This window comes from Epibacterium ulvae (genome assembly GCF_900102795.1).
Taxonomy (GTDB): domain Bacteria; phylum Pseudomonadota; class Alphaproteobacteria; order Rhodobacterales; family Rhodobacteraceae; genus Epibacterium; species Epibacterium ulvae.
Genome location: NZ_FMWG01000012.1, coordinates 1 through 15,069, shown reverse-complemented (window position 1 = coordinate 15,069; position 15,069 = coordinate 1). Strand labels below are relative to the sequence as shown.

Sequence of the window (15,069 nt, the reverse complement as noted above, 5' to 3'; positions counted from 1 at the left end):
GCCCAAAACCGCATTTTGGAGCTGTCGCGGTTTGGTTCCGCTCTTTTGATAGCATTTATTGCAGCCAAAGAGACGGACTATGGGACTGAAACGGACGGACGAATTCCGCCAAGATGCAGTGCGGATCGCGCTGTCCATTGGGCTAATACGCAAGCAGCTGACCTGCCAACCGCAGACAGTGGTCGGATATGGTGACGTTGGCGCACATTAAAGTACAATCGCGCCTGAGTTTGTGCAGCTATGGCCGCCCACGCATGACAGAAAAGCTGAAAGAGATTGGCTTAGATGTGGGTCACCGCCGTATTGGCAGGCTGATGCGCCAGAACGGCATATCCGTCGTCACAATCCACAAACACAAGGCGACCACGGACAGTGATCACAAGTTCAACATCGTACCTAACCTGCTCGACCGCGACTTCACGGTGGATCTGCCAAACCAGATGTGGGCGGGCGATATCAGCTATGTTTGACCCCGTGAAGGCGGGCTGTATCTGGCTGTGATCTTAGACTTGCACTCCCGGCGGGTCATCGGCTGGGCCGTGAACAACCGGATGAAACGCGACCTGGAGATCCGGGAATTGAGGATGGCGATCTTCGAATACATCAATGGCTTCTACAATCCGCGACGTCGACACTCAGCACTGGGCTGGAAAAGCCCCGTCGTTTTCGAAAGGAAAGTGGCCTAAACGAGCACTTGGGGCGGCACAAAAGCGTGACAGGTCCAAGTGGAGCTTGGCGTTTTGGGCACACGGCGAGGGCATACCAAACCAGCCGTTCGTTGAGCGTGCGGCGAAGGTCCGGCTTCCGCCCGTTCCTGCAGAGCGACGACCTAGATGTGCGAGCGCGTTATCGTTGTTCATATGGCATGCAGCAATCGCATGAGGCGCTTGTTTATCGGTCTCCGTTCCACACGCCCGTATGTAAATAGGACTATTTTCTTGTAGGTTTGCGATTATTTGTTCTGTTTATGTTCTCATTTGTTAACTTCAATTGATTGGAGGAGATATGAATGATGAGCAGAACAAAAATCAAAACCGCAAGGTAAACGGGGGTAGAACACCCTACATGTTGGGCTATACCGTGCGCCCGATGGGGGATGGTCAAAAATCCCATTGGAGCAAAGTGGCGGTGGCCTGGGCGCATAAGGATGGTCAGGGGTTTTTCCTTTCAAAGCGCGGACGAGTTCTTTGACAAGAGCCATCGCCATCAGGATCGGTTTGGCCAACCCGTGGAAAAGTTCGAAATCCAGTTCATTGATGGCGAGGAATTGGACGCGGAACTGGCCAAGGCCATTGGATTAAACCAAGCGAATTTTGCCGATTTTCTGACATGCGCCGAGGACTGGGACACAGATCAAAAGACCCGCGTGATCATTGCGGTGGGCGAAGGAGGCTATGCCTTCGATCCCAAGGTCGACCCCGACAGCTATAACATCGATCTGTACCAGTTGGACAGCCTGCGCGAGTTGGCAGAACTGTTTATTGACGAAGGTCTGTTTGGCGACATCCCCGAACGGCTGAGTTGCTACCTCGATTATGACGCCATCGCGCGGGATCTCTCCTTTGACTACCGCGAGATCACCCTTGGCGGCACCAATCTGATCTATCGCCTTTCCTAACCGAACTGCACCCGCAAGCCCCTGCAAACAGGGCGGGGGCTTTGGGGTGCAGTTGGGCACCAAACCCATTTTCAACACAGGAGACAGACGATGGAACTGACATTTATTGACCTAGAACAGCTTATCCCCTCACGCCGCAATGTGCGCAAACTCGGTGCAAAAGACGTGCAGGATTTAACCGCCAGTATTGCCGCCTTGGGGCTGTTACAGCCCTTACTCGTGCAGCCCTTTGAGGAGGGGTTGTCTGCTTAAGAGCGTCGCTCGCATCTCGCCCAACTTGCTCTAAAGTGTTATCTGTCTTCGTTGAAGGTTTTTCCTTGACGATTCTTCAAGGTTGCGCGATCTTAGCAGCTCTTACGGTAGTTTTTACAACGTTTTAGGTTTAAATATATACTGATCGTTAGGGGGGCTTGAAAGCGTCTCAATGAATTTAAAGCGCAGGCTGGTCTGTGCTCTGAACGCGGGCATATTCGATGATAATGCGTCATCACGACAGATACCTCTAAAACCATTGTTATGGATTTGGGAGTCGATAACAGCTTGTTTGTTCGTGCGAAAATTCAACGTACAAAAGCTACCATCTAAATATCAGCTAGTATAGCTGATAAATATCAATAAGGTTGCCTATGATTGGTTTAGTACTCATTTTAACATCATTGGTATTTTCGACGTTTTGGTTATCTCTTTTATTCGGCAATAGACAATCGACAATTTTAGGTATGCGCTACGAGACTCTGATGTTCGTTAGTATCGCTAGCGCAGTGCTCGGAAGCATTTTGATTAGGGTAGGTATATAATGTCAGATCCAACACAATATCTCCAAGTAACAAACACACTTGGTTATCAGGTCACTATTCCATTGGTCGGTCCATTTGAATCTGGAATAGCAGTGAACCCCGACCAAATTGGTGTCTATATGACAACGCCTCTTGCACCAGATGACAGTCTAGTTCGGGCTCTCAGAATGGTTAATACTATCTCATCTGAGCAAGGTTTTGGAAATATGATTGATCCCGGCCGCCTAGACGAATGGGATTCAATGAATGGTACCTCTTTTGGTCTTCGCGGCTTTACGGGAGTGAACTTTGGTGGATATATCGGCTCTATCGAGGAGTTGTCGAGTTTTCATCCAGACGGTTCGGTCAATCCGTCTATAAATCTTTCTGGTGCAGCGTATGGCTACAATGTCGCCGTAATCGTACCCGCAGAAGGCTTGACGGAGGCTGATGGCTTGCCATCTGGGACTGGGATCACAATTGGTTTTGGAGTTGGTCTTGGGGTGTCGGGTACACCCACAGTAACATTTGCAATTCCGCTGATAGGTGAGAACGGGGTGTTTTTAGATGGATATGACTTCTTAAGTTCTAGCAGACAGCTGGAGCAATATCTCAGAGCGAATAATCTGGAGAGACTTCCTACAATAGATGAAATTCGAGAAATGGATCAAAAGTGGTACGATTCGTTCATTGATAGTTTCGCAGATGTTGCTTCTACCATGTTGATCGTTGCAGTTGGACCGGTTTTAGCTGCAGAGATATTGAAAGCTCGGGGTGAAGAATGCTTCGGTCCCGAAGTTTCTATCGATATGTGGCCTCTTGATCCTGATCTTATACCCGGCCCTGACGGTATCTATGACCAAGACGAGGTGTACGCCAAAATTTGGAAGAAGCCGATTGAGCAGATCGAAGTCGGCGATTTGGTGGTCTCGTTTGATAAAAACGAAAATCTGGTTCCGGGCCCGGTTACGCGATTGTTCAGAAATGACGCTAAAATCCTGCTGGATTTCCACGGCACGCGTGTGACACCCGGCCACGTTTATTACCGCGCCGACAGCAAAAAATCGTACAAGTTTGAGACCTTGATTGATGTGTTGCGTGATGACGGTGTCATTCAGCAGCAAGATGGTACGTTGATCCGTGCTACCACCAACGTACCGGTTGGCGATCTACGGGACGGCTTTGTGCGCGCGGTCACGGGAACGCTGAAATCAGACGGTAGTGTTGATGTGAAAGATGAGGGCCGCATCCGAGTTGGTACGCGTTTCATTGTAGGAGAAGGCAAAGAACGCAAATCCTTTGCTGTCGCAGACCTCATTCAAGCTGGGGGAGGCGTTGTTGGCGATGATGAATTGATCCGCGTTGATGACGGTGAGCCGATGCCGTTCCACTGGGAGTTTGGCGACTTGTTGCCCAAGCCTGAAGACTTTGTTCTTGCAGGTTCAGGCACCACACTTGAGGACATCTACAAGGCCGCTGAATGGGAAAGCCAAGGCCCGCGCTTGCCCGCGCCAATGGTGTTGGATGGTGGCCCGGTGCAGCCTTTGAAGGGGGCAGAATTGTCAGCCATGCCACGCAATGAGCCTTTGAACTTGGGTCATATGCCGGAAGCGCGACAAAAGCCGTATCGCATGATGAACCGCAAACACGCCGGTAGCTGAGGGGCATGGTATGAGCAACGACCCCCCCCAAGCCTGGTGAAGGCGTCCGGGCGTTTTCGGTCAAGATCACAGATGACATTCCGTTTGAGAGGCTGCCGAGCAAGCCTCAGCAATTCGTGGAATGTCATCTGCGACCAGTCCCGAAGACGGTCACGCTTTACAGCTTTGAAGTGGAGGGTGGGCTAGGTTTCACCGCCCATCCACCAGAGCCAACGCGGCAACGCAGTGAGGTTTTCAGCTTGCCTAGCGCTGTGCGTCAGGTGCCCGAAAATCGTCCTATCAGCCGGAGAAGCATTTTAACTCCGGTTTACCTCCTTTCTCGGGTTTTTCAGTTTATTATGACAAAAGAACACAATCTTACCACTTCACCTCCTACTTCTGATGAATTCACTAAGGCACTTGGTCAAATCACCTGGCTTATGACCGTGTCAAAAGACCACCGAGACAAGCCGACCTCTTGGATCGAGACACAAATTTGCGCGCCGCTCATGTTTCGGCAAGTGCGTGTTTTTGTCAAAGATAAGCGGCCACTAGCCGCGTTGACATGGGCCTATGCGTCTGATGACTTGCAGAGCCGATTACGGACCGCTGGTCACATTATGTCGCTGCAAGACTGGCGGTGTGGATCTGAGGTTTCGATTGTTGAGTGTATCTCAGCTCTGGGCAATTCACAGCCATTTATAGATCAATTCATGGCTGAAGTCGCGACTTCTCGCGACGCAAAAAACAATATTTCTTAAGGAAAAAATTAAATGATAAACTGTTCAGGTCATTCTTCTAGAAAAGCGTTTTCTGCTGAAACTGCACTAAACAACCTTGAGACAAAGAGTCTATCAACAGAGTATGTAAACCCAAGCGATGATCTGCGTACAAGCTATCACCGCGTATACAACTTTGAAGTAGCAGAACATCATACGTACATTGCCGATGGTATTCGCGTTCATAATACATCTATTTTAGGGTTGCTCAGTGATGCTGATTTGGCTTCAATCGCGGCAGGCACGTTGGTTATTGAAGATCTTACCGATAGCGATCCGACCCAGCCTGGCCTCGACCGCATCGTTTTCAACCTCCCAAACGGCGAAGGTAGAACAGAGTACAAGGTCACATTGATAAATGGTGAGCCAGGTTTAGAATTCTACCATACATATTCCAACCTACAGGGCGAAATTGTACAACTTCAAGGTGTCCGTGATGCAGACGGCAATATCGCAGGTGAGCCAACTGTTGTAGTATTGGAGGGGGCCCGTCGTGGGGAGGAGGTTGGAACTCTGTTGACCCCCTTCCTCGTTAATGCGCTTATCGGTGAAGACGCAAGTCCATTTGAGCAAATTGCCACAACAACTATCCTTGGTACATTCGTTGAAAACCTATTTGAAGCAACCGGAGGGCTGATTGGCGCGCCGTTACAGTCTGATTTCAACGAAGATGGCGCCATGGACGGTATTGCGACACTTGCTTTCCAAGATTTTGGAATCGACCTGGCTGAAACCGGTATAGACAATGCGTCCGCTTTGTTGTCGCAATGGATTAGCGCTGAAGTTTTTTCTGGTCTTTCGTCAGACACATTGGCTGAGGACGTTGTAGGCCGGCTGCTTAACACCGGAGTTGACTATATCATTGATATTGGGATTCACGCGCTGCTGTCAGAAATTGGTGCTGGCCCCGCGCTCCTTGACAGGATTGACCCTGGGCCAATCAAAATTTTAACTGCAGATTTTCCACTAGCAGGCGTCGGAGGTTTATTTTTAACAACGGCTCTGAACCGCGCTCTGCCAGATATTGAAACCGTAGAAGGCCAGATTGCCGCGGGCTTCACAACTTTGGCCATCAAAGAGTTTTTACCGAACCTTCACAGTCTTGGCACTGGTATCTTTGGCAGTGGCGCTGGGGTAGTTCAGTTTCACCCCGCCACTATCTTAGTATCTTTTGCTGTGGGTAAAATTTTTGATACACTTTTCGAGAAGAACCCTGAAGCCTATACAAATGTCATCTATAATGATGTGACCGGTCTATTTGAGATTGGCAGCTCTTGGGAAGAGGATGGCGGCAATGTCGAACTCTCAAAACAGCTTGCTGGTTATTATGTTGAGTTTATGAATGGAATATTCGAACAGACACAGTCGCAATCTAATAATTTCAATGAAATCGGTGATGAACTCCGACTGGTTTTTGGCCATTATGAGGAACACATTCTCAACGGTGGAAAGCGCAGTTTTGAGAATCTTGATTCCGCATTTAAAGCTCGGGTGATAGACACTATTCAAGAAATTGATCTTATTGATGGTGAATTGAAGTTTGGCGATGTTATCGCGCGCACCGCAGCAGAGGCAGACTTTATAGACTATGCAACGCATTACTACTTCCAAGTTTACAGTGGAACTTTTAGAAAAAAGACTAAGATAACAGAAATTAACAAAGGTGTTGAAACTGATGGAGCTTCAAACGAATTACTAATTTCCATTGTAGAGCAAGCTGATTTAGCGGACGACGGCGATATTCGTAGTTATATAACAAACCAAGCGAACAGGCTATATGGCGATATTCCTGATTTTTATGCAAACGGAGCGCTTGAGGCTGCCTTAAAACATTTTTCTACCGAAGATTGGAAACAGGGGTATCTACTTACAAAAACAGAAAGTTTTTGGAGGCAGACCGGTGATGGAGAGGAGTGGACCACTCGAACAGTCTATGATGAAGAGCTTGGAATCCAAATAATTTCGAACGTGCTTTATTTGCGAGCAGTTGTTTTAAAACTGGAAAGTAAAGGTTACGCGATAGATACAAAAACGGATGTAATTGACGCCTTGATAGAGTCCGAAATCTTTATCAAACCGAAAGGTTTGGTTTTTGAAGAGTTCGAATATAGTCGGCAAATTGCAGCGGATTATCAAGAATACCTTGCCAACCAAGAAGCCTACGACGCCGCCTTCATAGCTGCGGGCCCAAACAATGGCTTTACACAATCCTGGGCGTTGACCTTCCAGGAAGCAGCACGTCTTGGTTTAATAGACGACTATAATCGGACTGGTGATGATGCTGACAACCTGTTTCTAGCCTCCGGTGGCGGCGATACAATTGATGGGGCTGGAGGCGATGATCAAATTCACGGTTATTCTGGCGACGATTCTCTCTTAGGTGGAACTGGTGACGACACCCTTTCTGGCGGTTTCGGCCAGGATACCTTGATAGGTGGCCAGGATGCAGACTCCCTCTTAGGCGACTCTGGTGACGACAGTCTGTCGGGGGGGGCTGGTGACGACAGTCTGTCGGGGGGCGCTGGTAACGACACGTTAACTGGTGGCATGGCAGAGGATCATCTGTTTGGTGACGCCGACAATGACCATATATACGGTGGCAACGCTGATGATATGCTGGATGGCGGCGACGGCGACGACTGGTTGATTGGCGGTGAAGGGGCCGATATCCTCCACGGGGGCGAGGGCTTTGATACCGTCAGTTACCTCCCCTCGAACGAAGGGGTCACGATCAATCTGCGCAACGCGACACAAATCGGCGGTGACGCACAGGGCGATAGCCTGTCTGACATTGAAGCGGTTATTGGCTCTGATCACGCGGATAGGATTTACGGCAGCGACATTGACAACCTCATTCTTGGTCAAGCCGGGAACGATCGCCTGTTTGCCCGTGATGGTGATGACACGGTCGAAGGTGGCGCTGGAAACGACCAGATCGGTGGTGGCAATGGCGACGATCTTTTGTCAGGGGGCGTTGGAGATGATGCGCTTTACGCCAGTGGTCAAGATGATACCCTGATTGGCGGATCCGGCGCAGATACCCTTTATGGTGGTAGCGGTTTCGACGTGGTCGACTATTCAACATCATACGCCGGAGTGATCATTAAACTAACGACCCATATTCAGAGCGGTGGCGACGCGCAGGGAGACCACCTGTATACAATCGAAGCTGTGACTGGCTCAGAGTTCTCTGATCAAATTTATGGGAGCCATGACAATAACTTCATCTCCGGCGGCAGCGGTGAGGACACACTCTATGCCAGCCATGGTGATGACACAGTCGAAGGTGGAGGAGGTCGTGATGAGATTGGCGGCAGCTACGGGAATGACGTCCTGCATGGGCAGAAAGGGGATGACTCTCTCTTTGGTGGCTCGAATAATGATCACCTCCACGGCGGTCTTGGAAATGATGAGCTTTATGGTGGCACCGACAAGGATACGCTTTACGGTGGCAATGGAGATGACACGCTCTTTGGAGGAAGCCATGCGGATGTGCTTGACGGCGGAGCGGGCATTGACGTCGCAAGCTATGAAGGCTCGAGCGTTGGAGTAGACATCCGCCTTGCAGATGACCTTCTGCGCGGGGGGGATGCCGCTGGGGATAGCTTAGTCGACATCGAGATCATCCATGGCTCAAACTATGCAGACCGGCTCTATGGCGACGATCAAGCCAATACATTCTATGGGCTTGATCGGAATGACACCATCTACACGCGTGACGGAGATGATACTGTTTGGGGCGGCACTGGTAACGACGTGATCGGCGGCGGAAACGGCGATGATTCTTTAAGTGGAGGACATGCATACGACACTCTGTATGGTGGCAGCGGAGATGATTATATCTCAGGCGATGGGCACCGGGATGAACTCTATGGGGGTGATGGCAACGATGCCCTATTTGGCGGACTTGATCGCGACACACTGTATGGTGGCAGCGGTGATGATTATATCTCAGGCGATGAGCACCGGGATGAACTCTATGGAGGTGATGGCAACGATGCCCTCTTTGGCGGATATGATCGCGACACACTGTATGGTGGCGGCGGTGATGATACCCTGCAAGGTGGCGCCGGCGCGGATGTTTTTGTCTTTGAGAATGGCTTTGGCAGCGACGTGATCAAGGACTTTGACGCTTCTTTCAGCGCTGAACATATCAACCTTTCAGGTGTCTCAGCCATCACCAGCTTTGGAGACTTGCAGTTCAATCACCTGAGCCAGTCTGGTAACGATGCTGTTATCAGCGACGGAAACGGCAATACCATCCGACTAGAAGGTGTCTCTATCTCAACCCTATCGGCGGACGATTTCATATTCTGAGTAAATGCATCGAAAATGGAAGGAGCTGCTTTGGACGGCTCCTTTTTGTACTTTGCTGTGCAGGCGGCCCAAATCGGGCGGTTACGATCCCTCTCGCGGTGTTGCCTGCTGCGCCGACTGCAATACGCCGCTGCGCTCAAGCTGGTCGAAAGGCAAGTATAAGCACTACGCCTACTACCTGTGCCAAACCAAAGACTGCGTCTCATACGGCAAATCCATCCCTCGTGAAAAGGCAGAGGATGAGGTTGGTGAAATCATCAAGTCACTCCAACCCAGTAAAGGTCTGGTGGCTTTGCTACGCGCCATGTTCCGCAGCGCTTGGGGCGCACGCCGGGCTCAGGCCAGCGCAATCCGCAAAGAGGGGCAAGCCCAACTGCGTGACATCGACAAAAAAATGGAAACACTGCTGACCCGCAGTCTGGAAACAGACAACGCGACCATGATCAGCATGTGCGAGGCAAAGCTAACGGAACTGCAGAAACAAAAGGCAATTCTGACTGAACAGCTTGCAAAACAGGTGGAACCCAAGGGAGCGTTCGACGAAAAACTAGAACTCTCGCTGAAATTCCTATCAAGCCCTTGGAAAATCTGGGAAAGCGGTGACATCACCCTACGGCGTATCGTCCTCAAACTGGCCTTCACAGACCACGTGCAATACTGCCGAAATGAGGGGGCTAGAACTCCAGAAATAGCCTTTCCGTTCAGAGCCTTAGGTAAACTTAGAGAGCCAAATCTTAATAATGGTGCGCTGCAACGGAGTAGCTTCAAACCAAATATCACCTTCATTTTCGTCTGAATTCGATCCTGATTTTGAAGCCATTTTCGAAGAACTTGAACGGTGGAGTGATGTCCTCAAAGATCATCGCCATGAGTTGCGAGGGCCACGTCCATGAGCCGCCCCGCACCTTTTTCACTTCGTCTTACGCCAGACGAACGGACACGACTTGAAGCGAAAGCTGGGTCGATGCCGTTGGCGTCATACATCAAGTCAGTGGTTCTGGCAGATGACGCGCCCAAGTATCGCAAACGGCGGCAAGCACCATCGGCTGAGCAGCAATTGTTGGCCGAAGTGCTGGCGCGGCTCGGCCAAACCAAACACGCCAATAACCTCAACCAGATTGCAAAGCACCTCAACCAAGGCACCTTGGTTTTGGATGAGGAACTGGCGGCGGATATCAATGCGGCACTAGCTGATATTGCGTGGATGCGCACGAAGCTGATGGAAGCATTGGGGGTCCAATCATGATTATTGTCGCCTCTCAACGCTCGGGCGCGGTGGCCTTGGCGGATCACCTGATGAACATGCGTGACAATGACCATGTTGAGGTCATCGAGATTGATGGCTTCATGGCGGATGATCTGCACGGGGCCTTCAAAGAAGCGCATGCAATTTCTAAAGCAACAAAGTGCCAGCAATTTTTGTTCTCAGTGTCGCTGAACCCGCCAGAGCAAGAAATCGTCAGTGATGATGATTTTCGCGAGGCAGCGGATCGTGTCGCTAAGGCCGTTGGTCTGAAAGGGCAACCCCGTGCCATTGTCGTGCATGAGAAAAACGGGCGGCGTCACACGCACGCCGTATGGTCGCGCATTGATCTGAATGAAATGAAGGCCGTGCCGCTGCCCCATTTCAAAAACAAGCTGCGGGATGTCGCACGGGATCTGCATTTGGATCATGGATGGGTTCTGCCTGATGGGTTGGCGACCTATGGCAACAAGAACCCGCTGAGCTTTACCCTTGCGCAATGGCAGCAAGCCCTGCGCCAAGGCCATGATCCGCGTGAGGTGAAACAGATTTTTCGCCAAGCGTGGGACCGTAGCGACGGGATCAACGGATATAAGGCCGCATTGGAAGAGCGTGGCTTTTACCTCGCCAAAGGGGATCGGCGGGGTTTTGTCGCCTTAGATCATCAGGGCAATGTCTATGCAGCGGGTCGATGGTCTGGCGTCAAAGCCAAAGAGATGAAATCCAAGCTGGGATCGCCGGATACGCTGCGCTCGGTTGCTGAGACGCAATCCTATCTGCGCACTCGCATGACGCAGCAGGTGAAGAGCTATATCAGTGAGGTTAAAGACCGCCATACGGATGAGCTGGAGCCGTATTTGGAAGCCCGCGCAGGCATGGTGGCCGCGCAACGGGCAGAACGCAAAAACCTGAAAGATAAGCAGGAACAGCGTTGGATCGCGGAAACCAAAGTCCGGTCTGATCGGCTGAACAAAGGCTTGCGCGGTTTGTTTGATCGCCTCAGCGGCAAAGCCAAAAGAACGCGCTTAGACAATGAACGTGAAGCAATGGAAAGCGCCAAACGGGATCAGGACCAACGGGATGATTTGATCATTGCCCAGATGCGGGACAGGCAAGGATTACAAAAGGATATGCGCGTCATCCGTGATCGCCACAAAGAAGAACGCAAGATATTGGCGCGCAATATCGCAGATTATCTACGCCGCTCGCCGCCAGATGCAGATCAAGCGCAAGAAATGCAGCGCCAGCAAGAACGAACTCGTCAACGAACGCGGGGCTGGGATTTATCGCCCTAGGAGATCCGGTCCTTACCCGAAAATACCGGACTCTTACCCGCGAGAATCGCACGCATCATGTTTGATGTGAGAGGCACCGAAACTCAAAATTGAGGAGACGTGCTTTGACACATCACACCAACAAACGCGCCCAATGGGGGGCGATATTTGTAACCGCAGGGCTAAGCAGCTTTATGCTGGCAACGCCCGCATCGGCATTTCTGGCTGACTCCGTATGGGGCGGCGGGTACGGCTATATCACCGCTGAGGATCGCGCGATCTTTGCAGTTATGCGGCTGATTTTCATTGGGATCTCAACGCTGATTGGCTTTGCCTGTGGTTGGATCTTGTCACCTGAAGGGCGGCATGTGCGTAATGCAGCTTTGCTGATCATGGCGGTGCTGATTGGCAGCTTCACCCTGCTGGGTGTTGGGCCAATGGCGCAAGGGCTTGCGATGACATTTGCCTTTTGCGGGTTTTGTTGGGGGATTGGCTATTGGCTTGGCCGTGGCGTTAAAGCCTTGATGCAACCGCCTACAACCTTTGGATCGTCCCGTTGGGCCACTGTCGAACATCTGGAAGATAAAGATCTGCTTGACCAAGACGGGATTATCCTTGGCTCTTTCTATGATGGGGAAACAAACCGTACCATTGCTTATGCAGGGGATCGGCATTTACTCACCTCGGCCCCGACCCGTGGTGGCAAGGGCGTATCGCATATCATTCCTAACTTGTTGAGCTATACCGGCTCAACTCTGGTGATTGATCCAAAGGCTGAAAACCTGCTGGTCACAGCCAAAGCCCGCATGGAGATGGGGCAAGAGGTTATGGCCATTGATCCTTGGAATATCGGCGCGGCCAAAGTTGGTTTGTCTCCCGCACGGATTAACCCGCTTGATTGGTTGAAAGTGTCAGACATTGACGCACCCGAAAACGCGATGTTGCTGGCGGATGCGCTGATCCAGAAAGGCAGTGGCGAGGCGTTTTGGCAGGAAGAATCCAAAGCCCTGTTACAAGGCCTGATCCTGCTGGTGGCCTTTGATGATCATTATGCGGCGCGCCGTCACTTGGGCACCGTGCGTGATCTTCTCTTGCTCACGGGTGAAGAGCAAATTGAGTTGTTCACCTATATGGCAGGGTCGGTTCATGCGCTGATCGCCAGCACTGGCGCGCGGTTCTTGCAAAAAGATCCTAAGCTGATCTCCAATGTTTTGGCCTCGGCACAGGCAGAAACCCACTTTCTGGATAGTGCCCGTGTGCGCGAAGCGCTGTCAGCCTCCGACTTTGACTTTGCGGATCTGAAACGTACCCCAATGAGTGTGTTTGTCATCCTGCCTGCGGATCGGCTGGACGCCTTCAACCGCTTTTTGCGCCTGATTGTGCAGCAGGCCATTACGGTGAATGCGCGCAACATCGAGGACAAACCTGCCAAGCCTGTGTTGTTCATTCTGGATGAAATGCCAGCCCTTGGGCGGCTGACCATGGTCGAACAAGCCTATGGTTTGATGGCAGGCTTTGGCGTTCAACTGTGGGGCATTACGCAGGACCTCTGCCAGCTCCGCCGTGTCTATGGGACGGATTATGAAAGCTTTATCGCCAATAGTGGCGCAGTGGCTTATTTCGGGTCGCCCGACAAAACCAGTGCTGATTACTTCTCAGGGCTTTGCGGTGAAACCACCGTGTGGAACTTGTCCACGGCAATCTCAAACTCGGTGAGCTGGGCGGCCAAAGGTGGAATGAGCACAAGTGATGGCAACACCAACACAACGTCAGGCGCGCAACGCAAACTGGCCTATCCCGATGAGCTGCGCCGTATGTCCAAGGATCTGCAATTGCTGCTGATTGAGGACAGTGATCCGATCCTAGCGCGGAAAATCCGTTGGTTTGAAGATCCAGCCTTCTTGGGCAAAGGCACCAATACCCACAAGCAATAACGGGCATTGCCCCTCAGGAAGGCCGCACAGGCCTTCCATTCCCTTCCAAGATATGCGGCGAGACCATGGAAGACCAAGCCAGACAAGCATTCAAAAACGCCAATCTGCCCAAAACACCAACCGACCAGATCCGCGACAAAGACAACGCGCAACTGATCCCCAAACCACCGGCGGGCGCAAAGCATCCACCAAACCTAGCCCTCGCAGGCGCACTGGGCATACGGCGCAATCTGGTTCCGAAATCCCCCAACCAAAGCCAAGATCACAAGCCCAGCCCCAAACGCGATTGGTCGTTTGATCGCGACCGCTAAAACCCAAACCTAGGATCATCATCCTACTGAAGGATAGCACGCCCTGTGCTATCCTTTTGTCTATGCGCCACCAAGAATTTGCACAATATATAAGAGACTTAGACGACGGCAGTGTATTTAGATCGACCGTCGCACGCAGCTACAAAAATCATCTCGGCGCTGCGGAGATGATTCTGCTACCGCAAAATCAGGGTTAATCAATAATTAACCCGCATAAGGAATGTATACTTCAAGAATTTCAATCTTAAGATTTTTCCCAAGACTGAGTATGGAGACTGCCAGATGGCAACTACGAATTCCGACCTAACCGTGAACAGAAACACCATCAAGCTTCTTGGCGATAGAGTGAGCAACGGCGTTCATGAGGCTAATCTACAATTCAAGGTCGACAACCGTGGTAATGATGCCGCTGAAGCCTCCCGTTATAAGGTGGTGGTGCGGAACCCCTTTGATGGCAATAGCGAAATTGTCGTTGCCGAAGGGGATATTCCTGCCATCGGACAAAACCGATCCGCAACGATTACAGCGTACGATGTTACCGCTGTGCTGCAAGAGAGCTACCCTGAACTGATGGGATTGGACCTGAAATTCGAGCTCACTGTCGACAGTGACAATGTCATCGTTGAGAGCAGTGAAGGTAACAACACAGCATATCGGGTCTTTGACATCCCTCATCTCGACCCTGACCTGACCATGTACAGACACAACATCAAATTGCTTGGCGATAGGGTGAGCAATGGTGTTCATGAGGCCAATCTGCAATTTAGAGTCGACAACCGTGGCAACGATGCTGCTGAGGCATCCCGCTATAAGGTAGTCGTGCACAACCCCCTTGATCGCAATAACGAGATTGTCGTTGCCGAGGGTGACATTCCCGCAATTGGACAAGGCCGCTTTGCGACCATTACCGCACTTGATGTCACCGCTGTGCTGCAAGAGAGTTACCCTGAATTGATGGGGCGGGATCTGAAATTTGAGATCACTGTCGACAGTGACAATATCGTCGTTGAGAGTAATGAAGACAACAACACGGCGTATCAATACTTTGACATCCCTCACCTCGACCCCGACCTGACCATGTACAGACACAACATCAAATTGCTCGGTGATAGGGTGAGCAATGGTGTTCATGAGGCCAATCTGCAATTTAGAGTCGACAACCGTGGCAACGATGCCG

Annotated in this window: 13 protein-coding genes and 1 pseudogene; all 14 read left to right on the top strand. The window is 51.0% G+C overall.

The features are described 5' to 3' along the window. Positions 1 to 79: 79 nt before the first annotated feature. Complete coding sequence (locus BLP79_RS20190; protein ID WP_269799306.1) at positions 80 to 211, top strand: hypothetical protein; 132 nt, start codon at positions 80 to 82, stop codon at positions 209 to 211. Next, a pseudogene (locus BLP79_RS15890) lies at positions 162 to 686 on the top strand (DDE-type integrase/transposase/recombinase); the annotation flags it as partial. The gene BLP79_RS20190 and the pseudogene BLP79_RS15890, both read left to right, overlap by 50 nt. Positions 687 to 1,005: 319 nt before the next feature. Continuing rightward, positions 1,006 to 1,191, top strand: a complete 186-nt coding sequence (locus tag BLP79_RS19715) for a hypothetical protein (RefSeq protein WP_157843948.1) — start codon at positions 1,006 to 1,008, stop codon at positions 1,189 to 1,191. After that, complete coding sequence (locus tag BLP79_RS15885; RefSeq protein WP_090220616.1) at positions 1,148 to 1,618, top strand: antirestriction protein ArdA; 471 nt, start codon at positions 1,148 to 1,150, stop codon at positions 1,616 to 1,618. Before BLP79_RS19715 ends, BLP79_RS15885 begins: the two co-directional genes overlap by 44 nt. 90 nt (positions 1,619 to 1,708) lie before the next feature. Next, positions 1,709 to 1,870 carry a ParB N-terminal domain-containing protein gene (locus tag BLP79_RS15880; RefSeq protein ID WP_090220615.1) on the top strand — a complete coding sequence of 54 codons (162 nt, stop codon included), beginning with the start codon at positions 1,709 to 1,711 and terminating at the stop codon, positions 1,868 to 1,870. A 544-nt stretch (positions 1,871 to 2,414) separates the two neighbouring features. Then, the gene (locus BLP79_RS20040; protein ID WP_232716264.1) at positions 2,415 to 4,055 is read left to right on the top strand and encodes a hypothetical protein; all 1,641 of its coding nucleotides are present in this window, start codon (positions 2,415 to 2,417) and stop codon (positions 4,053 to 4,055) included. Between the two features lie 338 nt (positions 4,056 to 4,393). Further along, entirely contained in the window at positions 4,394 to 4,795 is a 402-nt protein-coding gene (locus BLP79_RS20295) for a toxin-activating lysine-acyltransferase (protein WP_139163223.1), read from the top strand. A 12-nt stretch (positions 4,796 to 4,807) separates the two neighbouring features. Beyond that, positions 4,808 to 9,130 (top strand): hypothetical protein, encoded by a 4,323-nt coding sequence (locus BLP79_RS15865; RefSeq protein WP_090220613.1) that lies wholly within the window; start codon positions 4,808 to 4,810, stop codon positions 9,128 to 9,130. 4 nt (positions 9,131 to 9,134) lie between these two features. Further along, positions 9,135 to 9,926, top strand: a complete 792-nt coding sequence (locus BLP79_RS15860) for a recombinase zinc ribbon domain-containing protein (protein WP_100269061.1) — start codon at positions 9,135 to 9,137, stop codon at positions 9,924 to 9,926. 93 nt (positions 9,927 to 10,019) lie between these two features. Further along, positions 10,020 to 10,376 (top strand): plasmid mobilization relaxosome protein MobC, encoded by a 357-nt coding sequence (mobC, locus tag BLP79_RS15855; RefSeq protein WP_232716266.1) that lies wholly within the window; start codon positions 10,020 to 10,022, stop codon positions 10,374 to 10,376. Then, entirely contained in the window at positions 10,373 to 11,668 is a 1,296-nt protein-coding gene (locus BLP79_RS15850; protein ID WP_090220610.1) for a relaxase/mobilization nuclease domain-containing protein, read from the top strand. Before mobC ends, BLP79_RS15850 begins: the two co-directional genes overlap by 4 nt. A gap of 104 nt (positions 11,669 to 11,772) precedes the next feature. Continuing rightward, positions 11,773 to 13,581, top strand: a complete 1,809-nt coding sequence (locus tag BLP79_RS15845; RefSeq protein WP_232716268.1) for a type IV secretory system conjugative DNA transfer family protein — start codon at positions 11,773 to 11,775, stop codon at positions 13,579 to 13,581. Between the two features lie 65 nt (positions 13,582 to 13,646). Beyond that, positions 13,647 to 13,892, top strand: a complete 246-nt coding sequence (locus tag BLP79_RS15840) for a hypothetical protein (protein WP_090220609.1) — start codon at positions 13,647 to 13,649, stop codon at positions 13,890 to 13,892. A gap of 282 nt (positions 13,893 to 14,174) precedes the next feature. After that, the coding region (locus BLP79_RS15835) for a CARDB domain-containing protein (RefSeq protein WP_139163222.1) at positions 14,175 to 15,069 on the top strand (895 nt) is incomplete at its 3' end.

Coding starts and splice junctions, on each gene's coding strand:
- BLP79_RS19715 (WP_157843948.1), top strand. CDS start 1,006: ATGAATGATGAGCAGAACAAAAATCAAAACCGCAAGGTAAACGGGGGT.
- mobC (WP_232716266.1), top strand. CDS start 10,020: ATGAGCCGCCCCGCACCTTTTTCACTTCGTCTTACGCCAGACGAACGG.
- BLP79_RS15850 (WP_090220610.1), top strand. CDS start 10,373: ATGATTATTGTCGCCTCTCAACGCTCGGGCGCGGTGGCCTTGGCGGAT.
- BLP79_RS20190 (WP_269799306.1), top strand. CDS start 80: ATGGGACTGAAACGGACGGACGAATTCCGCCAAGATGCAGTGCGGATC.
- BLP79_RS15880 (WP_090220615.1), top strand. CDS start 1,709: ATGGAACTGACATTTATTGACCTAGAACAGCTTATCCCCTCACGCCGC.
- BLP79_RS20040 (WP_232716264.1), top strand. CDS start 2,415: ATGTCAGATCCAACACAATATCTCCAAGTAACAAACACACTTGGTTAT.
- BLP79_RS15885 (WP_090220616.1), top strand. CDS start 1,148: ATGGTCAGGGGTTTTTCCTTTCAAAGCGCGGACGAGTTCTTTGACAAG.
- BLP79_RS15865 (WP_090220613.1), top strand. CDS start 4,808: ATGATAAACTGTTCAGGTCATTCTTCTAGAAAAGCGTTTTCTGCTGAA.
- BLP79_RS20295 (WP_139163223.1), top strand. CDS start 4,394: ATGACAAAAGAACACAATCTTACCACTTCACCTCCTACTTCTGATGAA.
- BLP79_RS15840 (WP_090220609.1), top strand. CDS start 13,647: ATGGAAGACCAAGCCAGACAAGCATTCAAAAACGCCAATCTGCCCAAA.
- BLP79_RS15860 (WP_100269061.1), top strand. CDS start 9,135: ATGCATCGAAAATGGAAGGAGCTGCTTTGGACGGCTCCTTTTTGTACT.